Source organism: Niallia sp. Marseille-Q9988 (assembly GCF_976954375.1).
Window position 1 is genome coordinate 46,249 of record NZ_CDRJSZ010000012.1, and the last position, 23,609, is coordinate 69,857.

The 23,609-nt window shown below is 34.5% G+C and carries 19 protein-coding genes; all 19 read left to right on the forward strand.

What is annotated here, in order from left to right; translation table 11 throughout:
* The first annotated feature begins 228 nt into the window (after positions 1-228).
* The 19 genes from ezrA (at position 229) to argH (ending at position 23,356) form a co-directional block, all read left to right on the forward strand.
* Positions 229-1,932, forward strand: coding sequence for a septation ring formation regulator EzrA (gene ezrA / locus ACWNMZ_RS19715; protein ID WP_235251696.1), 1,704 nt, complete (start codon positions 229-231; stop codon positions 1,930-1,932).
* A gap of 348 nt (positions 1,933-2,280) precedes the next feature.
* A complete protein-coding gene (locus ACWNMZ_RS19720) occupies positions 2,281-3,426 on the forward strand; it encodes a cysteine desulfurase family protein (protein ID WP_235251695.1) in 1,146 nt (381 codons plus the stop codon).
* Positions 3,423-4,631, forward strand: a complete 1,209-nt coding sequence (gene thiI, locus ACWNMZ_RS19725; protein WP_449598831.1) for a tRNA uracil 4-sulfurtransferase ThiI — start codon at positions 3,423-3,425, stop codon at positions 4,629-4,631. Before ACWNMZ_RS19720 ends, thiI begins: the two co-directional genes overlap by 4 nt.
* A 138-nt stretch (positions 4,632-4,769) precedes the next feature.
* On the forward strand, positions 4,770-4,976 hold the full coding sequence (locus ACWNMZ_RS19730) for an alpha/beta-type small acid-soluble spore protein (protein WP_031534962.1): 207 nt from the start codon (positions 4,770-4,772) through the stop codon (positions 4,974-4,976).
* A 198-nt stretch (positions 4,977-5,174) separates the two neighbouring features.
* A complete protein-coding gene (mbcS, locus tag ACWNMZ_RS19735; RefSeq protein ID WP_235251693.1) occupies positions 5,175-6,749 on the forward strand; it encodes an acyl-CoA synthetase MbcS in 1,575 nt (524 codons plus the stop codon).
* A gap of 149 nt (positions 6,750-6,898) precedes the next feature.
* On the forward strand, positions 6,899-8,500 hold the full coding sequence (locus ACWNMZ_RS19740) for an amidohydrolase (RefSeq protein ID WP_449598832.1): 1,602 nt from the start codon (positions 6,899-6,901) through the stop codon (positions 8,498-8,500).
* 721 nt (positions 8,501-9,221) lie between these two features.
* Entirely contained in the window at positions 9,222-10,148 is a 927-nt protein-coding gene (gene rarD / locus ACWNMZ_RS19745; protein WP_284561511.1) for an EamA family transporter RarD, read from the forward strand.
* A 91-nt stretch (positions 10,149-10,239) separates the two neighbouring features.
* Positions 10,240-11,253 carry a signal peptide peptidase SppA gene (gene sppA / locus ACWNMZ_RS19750; protein ID WP_284561510.1) on the forward strand — a complete coding sequence of 338 codons (1,014 nt, stop codon included), beginning with the start codon at positions 10,240-10,242 and terminating at the stop codon, positions 11,251-11,253.
* An 11-nt stretch (positions 11,254-11,264) separates the two neighbouring features.
* A complete protein-coding gene (locus ACWNMZ_RS19755) occupies positions 11,265-11,828 on the forward strand; it encodes an RDD family protein (RefSeq protein ID WP_031534952.1) in 564 nt (187 codons plus the stop codon).
* Between the two features lie 255 nt (positions 11,829-12,083).
* The gene (locus ACWNMZ_RS19760; protein ID WP_284561509.1) at positions 12,084-12,770 is read left to right on the forward strand and encodes a DUF2953 domain-containing protein; all 687 of its coding nucleotides are present in this window, start codon (positions 12,084-12,086) and stop codon (positions 12,768-12,770) included.
* A gap of 18 nt (positions 12,771-12,788) precedes the next feature.
* Positions 12,789-13,241 carry a GerW family sporulation protein gene (gene ytfJ, locus ACWNMZ_RS19765; RefSeq protein ID WP_031534948.1) on the forward strand — a complete coding sequence of 151 codons (453 nt, stop codon included), beginning with the start codon at positions 12,789-12,791 and terminating at the stop codon, positions 13,239-13,241.
* A gap of 178 nt (positions 13,242-13,419) precedes the next feature.
* Positions 13,420-13,920 carry a thiol peroxidase gene (gene tpx / locus ACWNMZ_RS19770; protein WP_284561508.1) on the forward strand — a complete coding sequence of 167 codons (501 nt, stop codon included), beginning with the start codon at positions 13,420-13,422 and terminating at the stop codon, positions 13,918-13,920.
* A 191-nt stretch (positions 13,921-14,111) separates the two neighbouring features.
* Positions 14,112-15,101, forward strand: coding sequence for a class I SAM-dependent methyltransferase (locus tag ACWNMZ_RS19775; protein WP_284561507.1), 990 nt, complete (start codon positions 14,112-14,114; stop codon positions 15,099-15,101).
* A gap of 265 nt (positions 15,102-15,366) precedes the next feature.
* Complete coding sequence (locus ACWNMZ_RS19780) at positions 15,367-16,557, forward strand: acetate kinase (protein ID WP_284561506.1); 1,191 nt, start codon at positions 15,367-15,369, stop codon at positions 16,555-16,557.
* 192 nt (positions 16,558-16,749) lie between these two features.
* On the forward strand, positions 16,750-17,565 hold the full coding sequence (locus ACWNMZ_RS19785) for an EcsC family protein (RefSeq protein ID WP_449598833.1): 816 nt from the start codon (positions 16,750-16,752) through the stop codon (positions 17,563-17,565).
* Positions 17,566-17,568: 3 nt separating this feature from the next.
* Positions 17,569-19,884, forward strand: a complete 2,316-nt coding sequence (gene helD, locus ACWNMZ_RS19790) for an RNA polymerase recycling motor HelD (protein ID WP_449598834.1) — start codon at positions 17,569-17,571, stop codon at positions 19,882-19,884.
* 18 nt (positions 19,885-19,902) lie between these two features.
* Positions 19,903-20,409 (forward strand): MogA/MoaB family molybdenum cofactor biosynthesis protein, encoded by a 507-nt coding sequence (locus ACWNMZ_RS19795; RefSeq protein WP_449598835.1) that lies wholly within the window; start codon positions 19,903-19,905, stop codon positions 20,407-20,409.
* A gap of 350 nt (positions 20,410-20,759) precedes the next feature.
* Positions 20,760-21,968, forward strand: a complete 1,209-nt coding sequence (locus ACWNMZ_RS19800; RefSeq protein ID WP_449598836.1) for an argininosuccinate synthase — start codon at positions 20,760-20,762, stop codon at positions 21,966-21,968.
* A complete protein-coding gene (argH, locus tag ACWNMZ_RS19805; protein ID WP_449598837.1) occupies positions 21,965-23,356 on the forward strand; it encodes an argininosuccinate lyase in 1,392 nt (463 codons plus the stop codon). Before ACWNMZ_RS19800 ends, argH begins: the two co-directional genes overlap by 4 nt.
* The last annotated feature ends 253 nt before the right edge of the window (positions 23,357-23,609 follow it).

The window sequence follows — 23,609 nt, forward strand, 5'->3', positions numbered from 1 at the left end:
TGTCGTTTACATGTTATCATAAATACAAAGAAATTTACCTGCAAAAAGGGAGATATCTAATATAGCTTAAAACATTTTGCTTGGATTTTGAAAAAGTAATCTTTTTTTTACGGCAGTTACCTTTATGCGTATTATTTTTGTGGAATACTGCTCTTTACTATTGGATAATTATTAGCTTAATTAAAATAGATACGGAATTATGGCCGGTGTATGAACAGGGGGCTTCAAATGAATTACATAATTGGTGGAATAGGTATAGTTATTTGCCTATTTGTAGCGGGATATTTTATTAAACGAAAATATTATAATGGTGTCGATGAATTAGAAAATTGGAAAATAGACATGATGAATCGTCCCGTATTAGAAGAGCTTGCAAAGGTTAAACAATTGAATATGATTGGACAAACCGAAGAGTTGTTCGAAAGATGGAGAAAAGAATGGGATGACATTGTTACTACCGAATTGCCTACTATTGAGGAATTGCTTTTTGATACGGAAAATTATATTGATAAATATAACTTTCCGAAAGCCAAGAAGACACAAGATACTATTCGCTTTAAAATGGAAAGTGTAGATAAAAGAATTGATACTATATTAGAAGAACTTAATAATCTAGTTGGTAGTGAAGAAAAGAACAGATCGGAAATTGAAGAACTTAAAGAATCCTACCGTGTCAGCAAAAAAAATCTTTTAGCACATCGTCATACTTATGGTGAGACAGAGAAAAAGATTGAAACAATGCTTCACGAAGTTGCGGAATTATTTATAACTTATGATGAAAAAACGAATAATGGGGATTATTTGGAAGCAAGAGAGATTGTTTATAAAATGCAAGAACGTTTAACAACGATTACTTATCTGATGGAAAAAATTCCTCCATTACTGATTGAATGTCAGACAAAATTGCCAGAACAACTTGATGAGTTAAAAGATGGCTATGTAGATATGTTGGAGCAAGGATACATCTTGGAACATTTGCAAATGGAAGAAGCAATCGAAAACTTAATGAATGAACTTGCATCAACTGAAAATGATTTAAGAGAAGGAAAAGTTGAGGCAGTAGAAAAGGTTATTGCGGAAATACAGGAAAAGCTGGATTTGCTATATGATTTATTAGAAAAAGAAGTACTTGCAAAAAATTATTGTAGTAATAATATCAACGTAACCAAGGAAATCTTAGAAGATGTTCAGCAAGGAAACGCACAGCTTCAAGTAGAAGTTGGATTATTGCAGACAAACTATAATCTAGATAATGAAGATATTGAACTGCAATTTAAGCTTGAGAAGAAATTAAATCATCTCTATAAGCAATATGAAGTATTAGAACATAAGCTCTTGACTGAATCAGCAGCACATACTCTGTTGGGAGAAGAACTTAAGGAACTGAAAGGGCAATTAGAAAATGCCTCTTTAGAACAAAAAGAATTATTTGATAGGCTGCATGCTCTACGTAAAGATGAAGTTTCTGCACATAATCGTATAAGAGAACTAAGTAAACAAGTGGCAGAAGCTATTAGAAGTGTTACTAATAGCAATTTGCCAGGTGTGACAGATGAGTATAATGAGCTAGTACGAGAAGCAAAAGAAAGTATTGATGAAGCAAAAAGAATGTTAGATCGAACACCATTAAATATGGTTGAAGTGAAGAACATAATAGAAGTGACAGAAGAAAAAGTGACGGTGCTAGTTAATGCAACACTTGAATTGGTAGAAACCGTTTATTTAGCAGAGAAAATCATTCAATATGGGAACAGGTATCGTCGCCAATATCAAAAAGTCCATCAAGGCTTATTAGAGGCAGAAGCACATTTTAGAAATTATCGCTATAAAGAAGCATTGCAATATGCTGCAGCAACCATTGAAGAGATAGAGCCTGGAAGTACTAATAAGATTCAAGCTTGGTCACATGAATGGAAAGAAAATGAAAAGTAATGATGAGTAACATCTAATTCCATTATAAGTAGAAAAAAGTCTGAGGGACATGTCTCAGACTTTTTTTGTGGAAAGCGAAAAATTTCTCCGGTTATGGAAAGAGTTAACATTTTATTTCCAGTAAGAATAGATATAATGAATTTTTATGAAGCTTATTCTTTTATTTGAAAAAGTTTTTTGGTAGCATAATAAAGTGAAACTTCGATTAGTGAATATTATTCCGCTTTATAGAGGATAAAGTAGAGAGTTAAAGACGTAACAATTATAACGTTATGTGAGTGAAAATGATTGTCGCTAAAGGAAAAGCGGATTAACGAATTTTTATAATGGAAAGGAAATTCCAATGTAATGATATATTTAGATAATAGTGCAACAACTAAGCCTTTTCCAGAGGTTATTGAGTCTTTTACGACTGTATCCCAAAAATATTTTGGAAATCCATCCTCAATCCATCGAATAGGAATGGAATCAGAGAAGCTGTTAATACAAGCAAGAGAACAAATTGCGGGACTTTTAGAAGTGAAAAGCAATGAAGTATTTTTTACCTCAGGTGGTACAGAAGGAAATAATACCGTTTTAAAAGGAATTGCTCGTTCATATAAAAGTAGAGGGAATCATATTATTACCACAGCAATTGAACATGATTCCATTCACAAAGTAATGGAGCAATTAGAAGATGACGGTTTCACTATTTCTTATGTCCCTGTCGATGAGTTTGGTCAAGTATCAATCGAGGATATAATCAAAAATATACGCAAAGAAACCATCCTTGTTTCTATTATGCATGTAAATAATGAAATAGGATCTATTCAGCCAGTTGAGGAAATCGGTAAACGATTAACCAATTATCCAAATATATTTTTTCATGTAGATGGTGTTCAAGGAATTGGGAAAAAAGCCATCTCAATAAATAAGGCAAACATAGATGCTTATACCATTTCTGCCCATAAATTTCATGGCTTAAAAGGAAATGGGGTTTTATATATAAAAGAAGGAAAAAGAATAGAACCTTTATTGGCAGGTGGCGGGCAAGAGAATACTTTTCGCAGCGGAACGGAGAATGTTGCTGGTGCAGTTGCTACTGCCAAGGCATTACGAATGCAGCTGCAAAATCAAAAAGAGAAACTGCCTATTCTGAAACAGTTGAATGTTTATTTGCGTGAGGAATTATCTAAGATAGAAGGTATCTCCATTCATACGCCAGCAGCAGAGAAAAGTGTACCTCATATTGTTAACTTCTCCATCGAAGGAATAAAGGCAGAAGTATTTGTTCATGCATTAGAAGAACGTGATATATATATATCCACTACAAGTGCCTGTTCATCAAAGACAAATAAAATTAGTAAAACATTATTAGGAATAGGAGTACCAGAACAGCTTGCAGAAAGCTCGTTCCGAATTAGCTTATCCTATGAGAATACAATAGAAGAAATGGAAAGCGTAATTGCAGCTATAAAAGATATTCAGGAATGGTTGAGAGGGGTAATGAAGTGAAATATGATCGTATTTTAATACGTTATGGAGAGCTATCTACGAAGGGGAGAAACAGAAAGCAATTTGTAGATAAACTAAAACGAACAATTGCAAAGTCTCTAGAGGGCTATCCATCTGTTTCAATTGAAGCAAAAAGAGAAAGAATGTATATAATGTTAAATGGTGAAAAGGAAGAGGAAATTTCTAAAGTGATTAAAAACATCTTTGGTATTCAATCCTTTAGCCCAGCAGTAAAGCTTGAGCGGGATATAGAGAAAGTAAAAGCAGCTGCTTTAGATATTGTTTCTTCTTTATATAAAGAGGGATGTACCTTTAAAATAAGTGCAAGACGAGCTGACAAAGAATTTGAACTAGATACAAATGAAATTAATCAGGCGATTGGTGGGCATTTGCTAAAAAATATCTCTGGTTTAAAAGTAGACGTTAAAAATCCTGATATAAATGTTCAAATTGAAGTTAGAACAGAAGCAATCTATCTTTCCTGTGAAAATATTCCAGGGGCAGGGGGGCTTCCTTCAGGAACGAGCGGGAAAGCAATGCTAATGTTATCTGGTGGATTAGATAGCCCGGTAGCAGGATATTTATCTATGAAAAGAGGATTAGAAGTTGAAGGGGTACACTTCTTTAGTCCTCCGTTTACAAGTGAGAGAGCAAAACAAAAAGTAATTGATATTTCGGAAAAGCTTGCAAGTTTTAATGGTCACTTTGTGTTGCATATTGTTCCGTTTACTACTATTCAGCAGTTAATTCATAAGCAGATTCCAGAAAATTATACAATGACCGCAACGAGAAGAATTATGCTAAGAATAACAGATGAAATTCGCAGAAGAAAAGAAGCGCTGGCTATTATCACGGGCGAAAGCTTAGGGCAAGTTGCTAGTCAGACATTAGAGAGTATGTATGCAATCAACGATGTAACAAACACACCTATTTTAAGACCTTTAATAACTACAGATAAAACAGAAATAATCGAATGGGCAAAAAAAATTGATACACATGATATCTCTATTCGTCCATATGAGGATTGCTGCACGGTATTTGTGCCGGCATCGCCTAAGACTAAACCAAAAAAAGAAAAAATACAATATTATGAAAGCTTTACTGACTTTGAACCATTGATTGAAGAAGCAGTGAATCATGTTGAAACGATTATCCTTAAAAGGGAAGAGAAGAAGAAGGAGACCGAAATAGATTCACTTTTTTAAAGTGTTTTGCATGACCGCCATAAGGAAGAAATGGTATGATACAAAAATTCCCTGTTTTTTTGTGAACAATTACCAGTAAAAAGAACGAATGAATGCTATGTGTATTACACATTCTATTATCACAAGGAGGTGATACACATGGCAAGCAGCAACAATTCAAATCAATTATTAGTACCTGGGGTTTCTCAAGCTCTAGATCAAATGAAATATGAAATTGCTACTGAGTTTGGTGTAAACTTAGGTGCTGAAACAACTTCTCGTGCTAACGGTTCTGTTGGTGGTGAGATCACTAAACGTTTAGTGCAAATGGCTGAACAACAATTAGGCGGCGGTTTCTCTAAATAATTGAATAGTAATGGCTACAAGAAGCAAGGCATCATGCCTTGCTTCTTCTTTATGTATGCCTATTTTTTGCTTTTATTGGTAAAAGATTGGCTACTTAAATAGGCTATAAAAGGAACGAAATTTAATTAATTCAAAAATTGGAGATAGGGTAGTATAATGGGTTAAGTATTTACTTTTATAAACAGGAGGAGACTACATATGCGGACGGAGGATTTAATTGCTCCAGAACAATATAATTTTGTTTCGGAGATTGAGAAATTTGCCCAAAATACAGATAGACTTGCTTTAAAATGGGAGAATGAAGAGGGCGAAACAAAGGAAGTTACTTATTCCTCCTTAATGAAAGCAGCAAATAGAATAGGAAATGTTTTCAAAGAAGAGGGCCTACAAAAAGGAGATGTTGTCCTTGTTATTGTTCCAAGGATAATAGAAGCCTATCAGGTATATTTAGCAGCTTTAAAACTGGGAATAACTGTCCTTCCAAGTTCAGAAATGCTTCGCGCAAAAGATTTACAATATCGCATTAAGCATGGAGAAGTAAAAGGGGTAGTTAGCTATTATCCATTTTTAGAGGAATTAGAATTAGTGGAAGAAATACATACTATTAAACGTTTTGTATTAGGTGAAGCAAAAGAAGGTTGGATGCTTTTAGATGAGCGAGTACTGAAGGTTTCAGATGAACTAGAACTGGTAAGTACACATAAGTCAGATACAGCATTTATTTCCTATACATCAGGAACAACTGGTAATCCAAAAGGTGTCGTACATACGCATGGTTGGGCATATGCTCACCTCAGAACAGCAGCACCAAATTGGCTGAATATTGAAGAAGGTGACCTTGTATGGGCAACGGCAGGTCCAGGATGGCAGAAATGGGTTTGGAGCCCACTATTATCTGTTTTAGGATCTGGTGCAATTGGACTAGTCTATCATGGAAGATTCAACCCGGATAAATATCTGCAGCTTTTGGAGAAATATGAAGTAAATGTTTTTTGCTGTACGCCAACAGAGTATCGCTTAATGGCAAAAGTGGAAGATATTCAAAAGTATCAATTAGATCAATTACGAAGCGCAGTTTCTGCTGGAGAACCACTAAATAGAGAAGTTATTGATGTATTTAAAGAGAATTTCCAACTAGATGTCCGTGATGGATATGGACAAACGGAAAATACGTTATTAGTAGGGATCACAAAGGGAGTAGAATTACGCCCTGGATCTATGGGGAAACCAACTCCAGGAAATAGCGTCGAAATCATAAATGAAGATGGAGAAATTTGTTCAGTAGGGGAAGTTGGAGATATCGCAGTACACAAAGATACTCCTGCATTATTTAAAGAATATTTAAAAGAACCAGAAAGAACAAAAAATCAATTCCGTGGAGATTACTATATCACTGGTGATCGTGCTAAGAAAGATGAGGATGGTTACTTTTGGTTCGAAGGCAGAAGAGATGACATTATTATTAGCTCTGGCTACACGATTGGACCTTTTGAAGTAGAAGATGCTTTAGTTAAGCATAAAGCAGTTAAAGAGTGTGCGGTAGTGGCAAGTCCAGACCCAATTAGAGGAAATGTCGTGAAAGCATTTATAGTTCTTCGAGATAAAGTAGAAGGAACAGAAGAATTAATAAAAGAACTGCAAACACATGTAAAAAAATTAACGGCTCCATATAAGTATCCACGTAAAATCGAATTTATGGAAGAATTGCCCAAAACGACTTCAGGGAAAATTAGAAGAGTGGAATTACGAGAGAAAGAAGAGCGTAGCAACTAAAGAAGAAAATAAACTTCTCGTTCTCAAAACAGAGTGCGAAAGGTATTAAAAAGGGCACTAAAGTTAGTGTCCTTTTTAATAAAACAGAACTGATGATTTATAGAGTTTATTGCCATTCAATCGAAATTTAAGATAGTAGGAGGATTTGCATGGGGAAACTGATTTATGGTGGGAAGATATATACGCTTAAAGAGGAAGGACAAGTAGTTGAGGCAATTTTTACAGAGGAGCAATATATCGTGGATTTCGGCGATAAAAAGTATTTGGAAGAAAAATACGAAGGAAGGATAGAAGAAAAAATAGACTTAGAAGGTGAAGTTCTCCTTCCAGGATTTGTAGATAGTCATATGCACCTAGTTGGGCATGGGGAAAAGTTATTAAGATTAAACTTATCCACTTGCACATCAAAAGAGGAAGCTTTGCGGTTGCTAGCTAATTATGCAGAGAATATAGAAGAAGGGCAATGGATTATAGGAGATGGATGGAATGAAAATATGTGGCAGGAGCAACAGGTACTGACTTCTATAGATATTGATCAGTATGTTCCAAACCATCCAGTCCTCCTAAATCGTATATGTAAGCATGCAATTGCAGTAAATTCATATGCTTTAAAAATTGCCAATATTACAAATGATACTTCCTCTCCAATTGGTGGAGTTATGGAGAAGGATGAGGAAGGCACGATTATTGGAGTTTTTAAAGATCAAGCACAAGAGTTAATAACAAGAGTCTTGCCTAAAGTAACCGATGAATATGTGGAAAGAGCATTGCGAGCAGGTATTAAAGATGCCTATAAGTTAGGACTAACTGGAGCTCATACTGAAGACTTACACTATTATCATGGCTATGAAGGAACATATCGTTCCTATAAAAAAGTAATTGAAGAAGAAGGAAATCACTTTAGAGCCCATTTGCTTGTGCATCATGAAGTATTTGATGAGATGATACATGATGGCGGGAAATATCTAGGTGGTACCGAATGGGTGGAGCTTGGCAGTATGAAAATATTTGCTGATGGTGCTTTTGGTGGAAGAACCGCTCTTTTAAGTAGACCATACCTTGATGACCCTTTAACAAATGGAGTAAGCATTTTTTCACAAGAACAATTAAATGAATTAGTAGAAAAGGCAAGGAAGAGAGAAGTTCCGATTGCTGTACATGCAATAGGCGATGCAGCTTTTGAAATGGTCTTACAAGCTATTGAACAACATCCTTTACAAGGATTTGGAAGAGATCGCCTTATTCATGCAACGATGCTTCGCAAGGATTTAATGGAACGTATGAAAGACTTGCCGTTAATATTAGATATCCAGCCTAGCTTTGTAACTTCAGACTTTCCTTGGGTAATAGATAGACTGGGGAAAGAAAATCTTGCCTATTGTTATGCTTGGAAAACATTATTAAAAGAGGGATTACATTGTGCAGGGGGTTCTGATGCTCCAATTGAAAGTGCAAATCCTTTAGTAGGAATTCAAGCAGCTATTACAAGAACTAATGCAGAAGACATAGAAGGAAACGGATACCTTCCAGAAGAGGCGTTAACAGTATATGAAGCAGTGAGCCTTTATACAAAAGGAAGTGCTTATGCCATTTGTCATGAAGAAGATCGAGGGAAAATTGAAAAAGGCTATTTAGCAGATTTTACTGTATTGAATAAAGATATTTTTGAAGTAAGTCCAAGTGAAATAGATAAAATAGAAGTAACAAAAACAATTGTTGGAAATGAAATAATGTATGATCGATTAAAGTAATAACAAGTGAAAGAGGCAGGGACATAAGTATTTCAACCAACAACAAACACGAACTATAATGTAATTAGATTACATTATAGTTCGTGTTTATTTTTTAGAAAAAGGTTTAAAAACGAAGTGAAATGGAGCAGAGGACGCTCGACTTTTGCGAGAATTAGAGAAGCTTTAGAACCAGCAACGCAGTGATGAGGGCACTGAAAAAGTATAGTTTTTCCAAATTAAATAAGAATTTATTTATTTGAAAGCGAATATTAAGTTGGTTTGGAGAGGTGACCGCTTAACTCCTATGGGAGCAGCGAGAAAGTCCGAGACCCTGCAGGAGCGGAGCGACGAAGCGGCTCAGCGCTCGCCCCAATGAGTCATGTGGTCACCTCGGAAAACAATTTGCACATCTAAGTTTAAAAGGCGGTTACGACCAATCATCAATAGCTATCTGTTTTTCAGTGGTCGCGTAGTGAGGCTCAGCTTCCTCTCCGGCGTATCCGTGCATCTGTAGCACAATGAACGACTTATTTTATACACTTAACTATATTTAAAAACATAGATAAAGTAGCATTATTTAAGAGCTAAATTAGAGATTGTTCGTCTTTAAAGATTAGTTATTTAGTTTTGTCCCAGTCTCTTTTGGCTGGATTTGACAAACATTTCTAAAAAAGATTGCCAGTTACCAAAATAATATATATAATATGGAATATTTCGAATATGGAAAGAAGCGATGAAGATGGAGAAAAACAACATTAAAAACGGGGTAATATTTGCTGGTATATCTTACTTAATATGGGGACTATTCCCGATATATTGGAAGCATCTGCAAGGAGTTGGGGCAGATGAAATTCTCGCAAATCGAATTTTTTGGTCATTTATTTTTATGTGCATTTTACTAACATTTACTCGTAAATGGGAATTATTCTTTCAAACATTAAAATCATTTAAGCACCAGAAAAGACAGGGTATCATGCTGTTTATTGCATCTATATTAGTAAGCTGCAATTGGTTTATCTACATTTGGGCTGTAAATGCGAATAAAATAATCGAAACGAGTCTAGGGTATTATATAAATCCACTGGTAAGTGTATTATTAGGCATTTTTGTAATGAAAGAGAAATTGTCTAAAATACAGTATGTTTCTGTAGGATTAGCTGCGATTGGAGTTTGTTTTATTACTTTTGCTCATGGAGCATTTCCATGGATTGCTATTTCATTAGCATTAACATTTGGCTTATATGGATTAACAAAGAAATTAATCAAAATTAATTCGGATGTAGGATTAACCTTGGAAACCATGTTTATTACTCCATTTGCCTTAATGTATATTGGCTATTTATTTTTAAAAGGAGATCATGCATTTTTAGCTGTATCTACTAGTTTAGACTTCTTATTAATTATTTCTGGTGTGTTAACAGCAGTGCCATTGTTGTTTTTTGCAAAAGGAGCGCAAAGGATTCCGCTATCCATGCTCGGGTTCATTCAATATTTAACACCTACATTAACACTAATACTTGGAGTATTCGTTTATCATGAACCATTTACTACCTCTCATTTATTGGCATTTATATTTATTTGGTCAGCATTATCCATTTATTCTTTATCACAAACAAAACTATTCTCTAATTCAAAAAAGCAACAGCAAGCAAAGGGAATAGCGTAAAGAATCTTTTAAGTAATCCGACATTTTCCTGAAACAATATCGGTACTTATACGTATAAGAAATAGAAAGAAATAATAGGGGGTTATAAGTAATGAGTGGAAAACGTTGGGCAGCTTTAGGGATAGCTGGTATTATTTTTGTCTTTTCCATTATTACCAGTATGGTATCTGTAGCGTTCACAACGGACGTAGAAGATTTATTTGGACAATTTCTTAGTGAAGGGGAAGGACCATATGTAGAAGAATACATAGAGGACGGAGATTTCTCTGAGAAGATAGTTGTACTGGAAGTGTCTGGGACCATTCAAGATACTGGAGATGCCGAATCTCTTTTTTCGACTGTAGGTTATAATCATACTTCCTTTATCGAAAAATTAAATTACATAAAAGAGGATCCTAGTGTAAAAGGTGTAATTTTGAAAGTGAATTCTCCTGGTGGAGGAGTTGTAGAAAGTGCACAAATCCATGATAAATTAGTAGAAATTCAAAAAGAATCAAAAAAACCAATATACGTATCAATGGGATCTATGGCAGCGTCTGGAGGGTACTACATTTCTGCACCTGCTGATAAAATTTTTGCTAGTCCGGAAACATTAACAGGCTCACTTGGAGTTATTATGAGTGGATATAATTTCGAAGGGCTGGCTGAAAAGTATGGAGTAGAGTTTGTCACAATTAAGAGTGGGAAATATAAGGATATCATGAGTTCTACAAGAGAAATGACAGAGGATGAAAGAGAGATTTTACAAAATTTAATTGATAATTCTTATGCCGGTTTTGTTAAGGTTATTGCTGATGGTCGAGGAATGACAGAGGCAGAAGTGAAGAAAATCGCTGATGGACGGATTTACGATGGTAGACAGGCGAAGGAACTAAATTTAATCGACGATTTTGGCTATTTTGATGATGTAGTAGAACAGATGAAAAATGACTATGATTTAAAGGACGCAGCTGTCGTTACCTATACCGACAATACTGGTTTTGCTTCCCTATTTGGAATGACTGCCAAAAAATTAATTACAAGTGAGGATAAAGAATTAGCAAATATACTAAAGATTGTCACCAATGCTAACTCGCCTCGACTAATGTATTTATATGCAGAATAGGAGGGGGACAAATGAGTAATAACCGTGAAAATATAGAATCAGAATCTTCCCTGAAGGACGAGGAACTATCCGAATTAACGGTATCATTAAATGAAACCGTTGAATCAAAGGAACAAAATCTGAATGTTGGTGATAGTAAGTTAGATTCTAAAGGCAAAGTTTCGTATGTATATGCCGGCTTTTGGATGCGCTTTTGGGCTTATTTAGCAGATATAGTGATTGTATCGAGCGTTAATCGTATTCTTATTTATCCGATTTTAAGAATAATAGATGTACCGTTACATGAATCGAGTATTTTTTCTACCGTTAACATTTGTACGGCCATTACGTTTTATTTATATTTTGTTTTAATGACACTGTTTTTAAAACAAACGTTAGGAAAGATGATTTTTGGCTTGAAGGTTATACCGATGAACAAAGAAAGATTAACATGGGACACTATCCTTTTCCGTGAATGGATTGGTCGATTTATCTCTGGCAGCTTTATTATTTTATATGCGCTAGTTGCCTTCTTGCCGAAGAAACAAGGTCTTCATGATTTATTTGCTGATACAGCAGTCATTCATGATCGATAATAGGAACCGAGGTTGGGACATAAGTTTTAACTAATAATAAAAACGGACATTTATGCAGTTGGTATGCATTAGTGTTCGTTTTTTGTGTTTTGGAAAGATGATTTTTAAAAAAGTAAATTGGTTATTTCGTTTTGTCACATCCTAGTTTTTATTTTTGAATACTAATTCCATAGCATAGAAAAGAATCAGGAAGAAATAGGTTTATTTTTTCATATTTTATCCAATAATAATAGGCTGAAGGGAAGTGTTACCAAAGTGAAAGTTCTTTCCATAATTGGTCTTATTATTGGTGCTCTTTTTTTAGTGCTTATTTTTCTGTGTTTTTTAAAATTAACGATACATATACGCTATTATCATAAGAAAGATAATGATGATTTAAAGATAGAGCTTCGAGCATTGTTTGGACTCATAAAATACAAAAAAACCATTCCTTTGATAAAAATAGATGAGGACTCTCCAACACTGGTGATGAAAGAGGAGACGGAATTACAGGGTAAACAGGAAACTGTAGAGGAAACAAAGCAATTTTCCGCCTCTGATTTATTAATTTTTTTATCTAATTTAAAAGAATTATTAAACCATGTTGTACAGTTTCATCGCATAGTAAGGTCATTTTTAGCAAAACTAACAATTAAGCATATCGAATGGAGCTCGATTGTTGGTCTAGGAGATGCAGCACATACTGGAATGATTTCTGGTGCTATTTGGGCTGTTAAAGGAAGTATTATTGGCATTATTAGTAATTATATGAAGCTTAAAGACATGCCCAAAATCAACATATATCCACAATTTCAAGGAATGGCCTCTGAAACATTATTTTCTTGTATGATTCAATTTCGGATAGGGCATGCTATGATGGCAGGAATTAAACTGGTTAAATATTGGAAAGATGGTTTTCCAAAGTTTAAAACAAGTGAACCATCTATTCCAAGTAAACAATAGCAATGGAGGAATGGGAAAATGTCAGATCATCCAATTCAAGGCTTAATGACAACTGCAATGGAAAACTTAAAAGAAATGATTGATGTCAATACGATTATTGGCGATCCTGTTGAAACACCTGATGGCAGTGTCATCTTAACCGTATCTAAAGTGGGATTTGGATTTGCTGCTGGTGGTAGTGAATTCACACTTGAAAATCATTCATTAAATGATTCGTTGACTAAACATCCTTTTGGAGGGGGAAGTGGTGGGGGAGTAAGTATTACTCCAATTGCTTTTCTTATTGTAAATGGTGAGGGCGTAAAAATGGTGCACTTAGATGAAAGTACCCATCTATACGAAAAAATATTGGACATTGCTCCACAAGCTGTTGATAAGATTCAACAAATGTTCGCTAAAAAAGATTCATCTTCTGAATCAAGCAACAACAACGCTCACACAAACCAGCCGAAAGAAGATATTGAGTTTTAAAAAAATCAATTAGATGTAGTTTAAACGAGTTCACACAAAATAGTGGACTCGTTTCCTTTTTTTTATAAAAAAAGCCAATTATATTTCTTAAGAAAGTACGTTTTTTTTGCAAATAAAAAAAACTATCGATATGATGGTAGTAAATACATAGAATGAAATCGAAAATGGAGGAGAGGCAATGGCAAATATAACGTTTAAGCATAACCCGGTAACATTGATTGGAAATGAAGTGAAAGTCGGAGACAAAGCTCCAGATTTTACCGTGTTAGCAAATGATATGTCAGAGGTAACATTAGCAAGCTCAAAGGGAAAGGTCCGCCTTTTTAGTGTTATCCCTTCTATTGATACAGGTGTTTGTGATACTCAAACAAGAAAATTTAATGAGGAAGCAGCTAGACTTGAGAATGTGGAGATAATAACAGTAAGTGCTGATTTACCTTTCGCTCAAAGAAGATGGTGTGCTGCAAGTGGCTTGGACAATGTTATTACTGTATCAGATCACAGGGATTTATCTTTTGGAGAATCATATGGTGTGGCGATGAAAGAATTGCGATTGTTAGCTCGTGCTATTTTTGTTGTTGATTCAACTGATACTGTAACTTACGTTGAATATGTTAGTGAGGGCAGCAACCATCCGAACTACGAGGCAGCGATAGCAGCAGTGAAAGCAGCGAAATAACGATAATAACTTATAGGTAATACAATCGATTATCTGGTTAAATTTTTAACCGTATGATAAGCTAGAGTTTGGCCTTCTATATAAAGGACAGGCTCTTTTTATTTGGATGTATCCTATTATGCAAAATTCAGAGATAGTTATGTAACGGAAAATTTATGTTTAGAAATCTACAATAAATTAGGTGATAATAGATGAACATTTCTCCAGTAGAAGAATTATTTACAGTATTTAATGAAACAGCATTAATTATTCAAGAAGAATTGGAATATACGTATTTAGAATCATTAGCTTTAACAGGAGAAAATATCTTTCAAGAAGCTATATTACAGGAAGAATTAAGTGAATTAAGTAAGAAAAGATTAAGAAATGCCTATAAAGAAATCAAATTGGCCAAATACACAAAAGAAGAAATTCGCAAAGCTTTTCAACTTGTCATTTTAAAAGGGATGAAAGAAAATACACAACCAAATCATCAAATGACACCTGATTCTATCGGCATTCTTTTTGGCTATTTAGTGCAAAAGTTTTGTACGAAAGTGGAACTGCGTTTGTTAGATTTAGCGGTTGGAACCGGTAATTTATTAACTACTGTTATGAATCACCAGCAAGGGAAGAATATAGCTGCATATGGTGTAGATATTGATGACTTATTATTACAACTAGCACTTGTAAATGCAAATCTACAGGAACAGCCAATTGAATTTTTTAACCAGGATAGTTTAGAGCATTTATTTATTGATCCAGTAGATGTTGTTGTAAGTGATTTACCAGTTGGTTATTATCCGAATGATGTTCGTTCTAATGAATTTAAAGTCAAATCAAATAATGGGCATACATATGCACATCATTTATTTATAGAGCAAAGCATGAATTATCTAAAACCAGGTGGCTATGCATTCTTCGTTATACCAAACAATTTATTTGAATCCGAACAAGCTGCAAATCTGCATGATTATATTAAAGAAGAAGTACACATACAGGGGATTATGCAATTGCCGGAAACGCTTTTCAAAAATAAACAGTCGGCAAAAAGTATATTGATTCTGCAGAAAAAGGGGAATAATATAGTTGCACCGAAACAAGTTTTACTTGCAAAAGTGCCTAGCTTCTCCAATATGCGTGGAATGGAACAGGTTTTAAGCGAATTGGACACATGGATTCAATCAAATAAAAAAGCATAACAACATAAATTTCTGTATAAGTGTTATAAAACAGATTTCTTCTATTGTATAGAAGAATATCGACGTAAATATGTCTTTTTTTCGAAAAATCGACGAAATTCTAAAAAAAAATGAATAACTGGGCATAATGTGCTTGAAATGTTTCTAGTAGAATGTTTTAATGAAAAACTGAAAGAAGTAAATATTGTCTGTTGTATGATTCGAACTGTTCAATGTCAGACAAAGTAAATAAAAGTTGTTATACAAAAGGGGAGTAAAACATTTTATGGCAAAAGTTATTGCGATTAATGCTGGTAGTTCTTCATTAAAATTTCAATTGTTTGAAATGCCAAGTGAAGAAGTAATTACAAAAGGTTTAATAGAGCGAATTGGGTTAAATGATGCTGTTTTTAATATTTCTGTTAACGGTGAAAAAATCCAAGAAATCACAGAAATTCCTGATCATGATGTTGCGGTTAAAATCCTTTTAGGAAAGTTAACAGAGCTAGGTATCATTGCATCATTAGATGAAATCGAAGGAATTGGTCATCGTGTCGTTCATGGTGGGGAAGAATTTGCTGATTCAGCATTAATTACAGATGAAGTTATCGCTAAAATTGATACTTTATCTGAATTAGCACCTTTACACAATCCTGCTAACTTAACTGGTATTACTGCATTCCAACATGTATTGCCAAATGTTCCAGCTGTAGCAGTTTTTGATACAGCGTTCCATCAAACAATGCCTGAAAAATCTTATTTATACAGCCTTCCATATGAATATTACGAGCAATATGGAATTCGTAAATATGGTTTCCACGGGACAAGCCATAAGTATGTTTCTCAACGTGCGGCTGAATTATTAGGTCGTCCTATTGACCAATTACGTTTAATTTCTTGTCACTTAGGAAATGGTGCAAGTATTGCAGCTATTGAAGGCGGGAAGTCTATGGATACTTCTATGGGATTCACTCCTCTTGCTGGTGTTACAATGGGAACTCGTTCTGGTAATATTGATCCTGCATTAATTCCATTTATCATGGAAAAAACAGATCAATCTGCTGACGAAGTGTTACAAGTGTTAAATAAGAAGAGTGGACTTTTAGGAATCTCTGGTTTCTCAAGTGATTTACGTGATATCACAGAGCAAGCAAAAGAAGGCAACGATCGTGCTGAGCTTGCATTACAAATATTTGCAGATAACATCCATAAATATATTGGATCATATGCATCAGGTATGAATGGTGTAGATGCAATTATCTTCACAGCTGGTATTGGTGAAAATAGTGAAATCGTTCGTGCTAGAGTACTACAAGGTCTTGAATTCATGGGCGTTTACTGGGATCCAACACTAAATAAAATTTCTGGGGAAGAGTCATTTATTAACTATCCACACTCTCCAGTAAAAGTAATGGTCATTCCAACAAATGAGGAAGTAATGATTGCAAGAGACGTTTGTAGATTTGCTGGAATTTAAGTTAACTATAGACATGTAAGGTTTGTAACCATTATCTAATAAAAAGACAATCTTTTCGTAGAACAGATGCGAGGAAGATTGTCTTTTTTCTGCTAAGCTAAAACGACTACCTTTCAAATGAAAATATATTGTCTTTCCATAGGTTCTTTTAGTAAAATAAGGAATGATTCGGTATGAACTAGGGGGGATTACATGCTTTCTAAAGCAGAAAACTATTATATGGAAAAGATAGAGAAATGGGAATCAGAATTAAGAAATGGTCGTCCAAATAAAATCCTCCATCTTTATTCTGATTCCATAGACAGTGCTTTATCCTATATACCCGATATGCACAAACAAAAAATTTTACATTCATTTGATACCATCTTATTTCATCTTCATGCCATCTTATTTAATTCCACCTTTCAACGAAATACCGCACAAAAATTAATACATCATGCAAGAATACATAATGAATCCATCTTCACTTTAAAGGACATGAAAAAATTGAATATTGACCAATTACAAGCAATTGCAGATAAACTAATAGCACATTACAGATTACTTGCTACTGGGCAAGGTATATTGGCATCGAAGCATACTGGCTTTCTGATGGGAGATTTTCTTTCTATTCTTATAATCAATCTTCGGGCAGTTCAGGTTTTAGCTTCCATATATGGAAGACCTGCAGATAGTCCGAGTGAAATAATGATTTCATTGAAAGTATTCTGTACAGGCTGCTTGCCATATAAACAGCGAATGGAAGCTTGGGTTGAAATCATGGGTGAATTGGAAAAGGAACAACAAAGCTTTTTTTATAATGGCAATGATGAAATGGTGCCAGAAAAGATGTTGCAGACGTTATTAACAGAGCTAATAAAGCTTTCCTTTCTCCAATTTTATAAAGGGTCCCATACAGGAGCAGTAATAGGGGCTGCAGGAAACTATCATTTTACGAGAAATATAACAGAAGTAGCACATCATTATTATCAAAAAAGCTATTTATTAAACAAACGGGAAGAAAATTGATAGATGGAGAAAGGAAAAAACATGGAAGATTACTCAATAGATGAACTGAAACAGGAAAAAAGCAGACTGGAATATACAAAAAATTATATGAATATCGTTTTGCAAGAGGCTCAAATAAATCAAGGAGCATTACAGGAAAATGTAAAAGATGCTATTAGTAATGATGAAGCTCTTGACAGTAGTTTGAGTTATATCAATTATTTAACGAATAGTAAATTTTTGCAGCTGGCAACAACCGAGTTAAATATTTTGAAACGGATTTTAGATGCACCATATTTTGCACGGATTGATTATCAAATGAAGGGCAAATCACAAAAAGATGTTTATTATTTAGGGAAGACCTCTTTGTACGAAAAAGATACGCAAAAACCAATTATAGTAGACTGGCGTTCCCCGATTGCGAATGTTTATTATGATGGACGTCTTGGAGAAGTTGCTTACGAAGTTAATGAAGAAACAATCGAAGGATATTTATCCTTAAAAAGACAGTTTAAAATCGAAAAAGGAAAATTGCTTCATTTTCAGGATATTGACCTAACAACAACGGATGAGTTATTACAGCAATCACTTGCCGGAAAAGCTGATCAGCGTCTAACTGAAATTATATCCACTATCCAGGCAGAACAAAATGAAATCATTCGGGCAGATTTAAACCGGCCGATTATAGTGCAGGGAGCTGCAGGTAGTGGGAAAACGACTATTGCCTTACACCGAATATCTTACTTTATATATAACTATGCTCGATACTTTCAACCAGAGCAGCTAATGATTATTGCGCCAAATAATATGTTTATAGGATATATAGCAGAGGCATTGCCAGACTTAGGCGTAGAGAAGATACGCCAAACGACTTTTATGGACTATGTCCTATTATGCATTGGGAAAAAAATGAAAGTAATCCAGTCCAATAAAAAACTTCTATCTTTTATTAATCATGAGAATAAACAAGAAGAAATGATCAAGTGGCTTTCTCGTTATAAAGGTTCTTTAGCTTATAAAAAAGTAATGGATAATTATCTGATTGATATTTGCAATGAAATGAGCCCAAAGCAAGAGTTCCGTGTGGAAAAATTCCCTTTATATGGGGCAAAAAAATTAGAACGATTATTTAAGAAGGAATATGATTACCTTCCCTTAATCAAACGGAAAGAGAAAATAAAGGGGATATTGCAAGCAGATTTAAAACGGAAAAAGAAAGTGATTTTAAGTAAGCTAGAAGATAAATATGAAGATGCATTGGATCGTGCTTTACGGATTAAAGAGGATGATAAGCGAAAAGAGAGGGTAGTCTATTTTTTGGATACAAAGCAAGAACGATTAGCCAATGTCAAAAAAGAAGCTTCGACTGCCGTTAGAAACTATATGAAAACGATGCAGACAAATGATTTATATGGATACTATAGCCGATTATTTTCTGATAAGGAGCTCCTTCGAAAATATACAGAGGATTCCTTAACAGAAAAGCAATTGGATTATATGATTGCCTTTCAGCAGCGGATATTGAAGCAAAAGAAAGTAGAAATCGAGGATCTTGGGGCATTATTCTATTTGCAATATAAAATCTTTGGTATTGATAAAGAATATCGCGCTAAGAATATCGTGATAGATGAAGTACAGGATTATAGCGAATTTCAATTATATGCCCTAAAAGCAGGATTGGAGACTGATATGTTTACCCTCGTTGGAGATTTAGCACAAGGCATTCATTCGTATCGAGGGTTACAAAACTGGAATACACTGCAGCAAGCTGTATTTCCACGAGCTAATTATATGACCTTGCAAAAAAGCTATCGTACTACAATCGAAATTATGTTTTTGGCAAATGAAATTCTGCATTTACTAGATGAAGATTTACCAAAGGTGAAACCTGTTGTACGTCATGGAGAAAAACCAACTGTTCATTTGTATGAGCATAAAGAAGCTTTAGTAGATAAAATAGTTCAATTAGCAAAGGGTTTACAGGATGAAGATTTTCACTCTATTGCTATCATTGGCAAAACAGAAGCAGAGTGTAAGACTATATTCAAAGAAATGCAAAACAGAAAAATTCCAAATGTTCAATTCTTACGAGAAAATGAAGAGTTAGAAAAAAATTATTTGATCATTGTACCAAGCTATCTTTCAAAGGGATTAGAATTTGATGCAGTATTTCTTTTCACCCTAAGCGAGAGTTTTACACAAGAAGAAATAGATTTAAAGCTATTATATGTAGCAATGACAAGACCAATGCACCGACTTCATTTATTTACTAGGGAAAAATCAGATTTATTATTGGATAAAGTGGATGAGCAACATTATACAGTAGAGATAAACAGATAGAATTAAAGGGAGGAAGGCATGAATAAACAAACACATATCAACAATCATTACTGGCAAGTGGGCTGTAAAGTGATAACGGTTAGTGATACAAGAACAACCGAAACCGATAAGAGTGGCAAACTGATGATTGAATTATTAGAACAAGATAATCACTCAATAGAAGAATACATTATTATTAATGATGATAAACAGCGAATTCAACAGGAAATAGTTAAAGGAGTACAATCAGGGAAAATTGATTGTATCCTTCTCAACGGAGGTACGGGCATTTCTCCAAGAGATGTGACAATTGAAGCGATAAAGCCACTTCTGACAAAAGAATTGTATGGATTTGGAGAACTTTTTCGCATGCTAAGCTACACAGAAGATATCGGCTCTAGTGCCATTTTATCAAGAGCAATTGCTGGTACCATTCATAATAAGGTCGTTTTTTCAACTCCCGGATCAACTGGGGCAGTACGCCTTGCGATGAAGAAGCTAGTTCTTCCAGAATTAAGCCATGTAGTAAGTGAATTGCATAAATAATGGATGAGTAAGGTCAGCAACCTCTTATAAAAGAGGTTGCTGACCTTTTTTTGTTTAAATAAAGATATATCTTTCATTGTAAATAAAATTATCTATACTTCTAATAAGAAAATGTATAAATTCATGCATAAATTATAGACTTCGAGATAGAAGGATTTAAAATGATTTAGCTGTACAAGGAGATAAATTAGGATGGCAAAGAAATAGGTATGTATAAAAATGAAATAATTTATATTTTTATAAAAATTCTATTGAAATTATTAGAAAAAGTTGTTAAAGTGATACATATAGTTTTTTGAATAAAAATATAAATAAATGAATATTTATTCGCATATAGGAGGAATTAGGTAATGGCAAATCCAAAAGTTGTTTTAGCATATTCAGGTGGATTAGATACATCTGTCGCAATAAAGTGGTTACAAGATCAAGGTTATGATGTAGTAGCTTGCTGCTTAGATGTTGGGGAAGGAAAAGATTTAAACTTTATTCAACAAAAAGCATTGTCAGTTGGGGCTGTTCAATCTTATGTAATTGATGCAAAAGAAGAGTTCGCACAGGATTTTGCACTTACTGCTATGCAGGCACATACCCTTTATGAAGGGAAATATCCACTAGTTTCTGCGTTATCAAGACCTTTAATATCGAAAAAATTAGTAGAAGTGGCCGAAAAGGAAAATGCTGTCGCAGTCGCACATGGATGTACGGGAAAAGGAAATGACCAAGTGCGTTTTGAAGTATCGATTCAAGCATTAAACCCAAATTTAAAAGTACTAGCCCCTGTTCGTGAATGGGGATGGTCTCGTGAAGAAGAAATTGCCTATGCAAAAGATAAAAATATCCCGATACCTGTTAACTTAGATAGTCCATTTTCTATTGACCAAAATCTATGGGGAAGAAGCAATGAATGTGGTATTCTAGAAGATCCTTGGGCTGCACCTCCAGAAGAGGCATATGATTTAACGGTTAGTCTTGAAAATGCACCTGATCAAGCAGATGTTATTGAAATTGAATTTAAAGAAGGTGTTCCAGTTAGCATTGATGGCATCTCTTACTCCCTTTCTGAGCTAATCCTTCAGCTTAATAAAATTGCTGGAAAACATGGTGTTGGTAGAATAGATCATGTAGAAAATAGATTAGTAGGAATTAAATCTAGAGAAGTGTATGAATGTCCAGGTGCTTTGACACTTATTAAAGCACATAAAGAATTAGAGGATATCACACTTGTCAAAGAAGTAGCGCATTTTAAACCAGTAATTGAAAAAAAAATTACAGAAGTTATTTATGAAGGACTTTGGTTCTCTCCAATAACAAAAGCTTTACAAGCGTTCTTGCAAGAAACACAGAAAAATGTTACGGGAACTGTTCGTGTGAAATTATTTAAAGGACATGCGATAGTAGAAGGAAGAAAATCACCTAATTCTTTATATGATGAAAAACTTGCTACGTATACTTCAGACGATGAGTTTGATCATGCAGCAGCAGTAGGCTTCATTAAACTTTGGGGACTTCCAACAAAGGTTCAAAGCATTGTGGAAAATGGCAAGAAGGTGACTGTGTGAAGAAATTATGGGGAGGTAGATTTACAAAATCTGCGGAGGAATGGGTGGATGAATTTGGTGCCTCCATTTCCTTTGATCAAGAACTAGTATTAGAAGATATCGAAGGGAGCATAGCCCATGTGGCTATGCTCTCTAAAACAGGAATATTGCCTGTTGAAGATGCGGAAAAAATTAAAGATGGTTTGCTAACACTAAAAAAACAAGCAGAAAATGATGAATTAACGTTTTCTGTAAAACTAGAAGATATTCATCTTAATTTAGAAAGTCAGTTAACGGATTTAATTGGTCCTGTTGGTGGAAAGCTTCATACTGGAAGAAGTAGAAATGACCAGGTAGCTACAGATATGCATCTTTATTTACGAAGACAAGTGAAATTAATCATTCAATTATTAAATGAATTGCAGGTTGCTCTTTTAGAAAAGGCAGAAAATCACATCGAAACAGTAATGCCTGGCTATACACATCTTCAACGTGCACAGCCTATTTCTTTTGCACATCATTTAATGGCGTATTTTTGGATGTTTGAAAGAGATAAACAAAGATATCAGGAAAATTTGGCAAGAATCAATCTGTCTCCACTAGGTGCAGGTGCTCTAGCAGGAACAACTTTTCCTATTGATCGTGTATATAGTGCTGATTTACTTGGATTTGATTCCATTTATGAAAATAGCATGGATGCAGTAAGTGATCGTGATTTTATCCTAGAATTTCTGTCTACTAGCTCTATTTTAATGATGCATCTTTCCCGTTTTAGTGAAGAAATTATTCTTTGGTCTTCTCAAGAATTTAAATTTATTGAATTGGACGATAGTTTTTCGACGGGAAGTAGTATCATGCCGCAAAAGAAAAATCCGGATATGGCCGAATTAATCAGAGGAAAAACGGGACGGGTTTATGGTAACTTAATGGGATTATTAACTGTACTGAAAGGACTACCTCTTTCCTATAATAAAGACATGCAGGAAGACAAAGAGGGAATGTTTGATACAGTAAAAACAGTTGTCGGCTCGTTGCGTATTTTTGCAGGGATGATTCAAACAATGAAGGTTAATGAACAAGGAATGGAAAAGGCAACAAAAAATGACTTTTCGAATGCAACGGAACTAGCTGATTATTTATCAGATAAAGGGATGCCATTTAGAGAAGCACATGAAGTAGTGGGAAAATTGGTTTTGTATTGTGTGAATAAAAATTGCTATTTACAGGATTTAAGTATAAATGAGTTAAAAGAGGCAAGCAGCTTATTTGAAGATGATATTTACCATGTCCTAAATCCAAGAACAGCAGTAGAAAGACGAAATAGTGCTGGAGGAACTGGATTTAAACAAATCGAGAAAGCAATCGAAAAGGCAAAGCTTTGCGTTTTACAAAAAGAAGAAGTGAAGTAATAATTTGTTTGCAAAGTGAAAAGAATATTCTATTTGAATGCAACTTTGCAATCGAATAGAATATTCCTTTTTACCGTTCGAAAGGATATGCATTTTAAAGGATATTTGACGTTTAGTGTAAATACCTGTGAGCTGAGCGATGGTGCCTCTTGCCACAATCCATTCCCTACAATAAGTATCCTTATCTTTTCTCTTGATTGCTGTATGCTAGAAAGGGGCCGTATAGCCCTGTGCATTTGCTATTATACTTAAT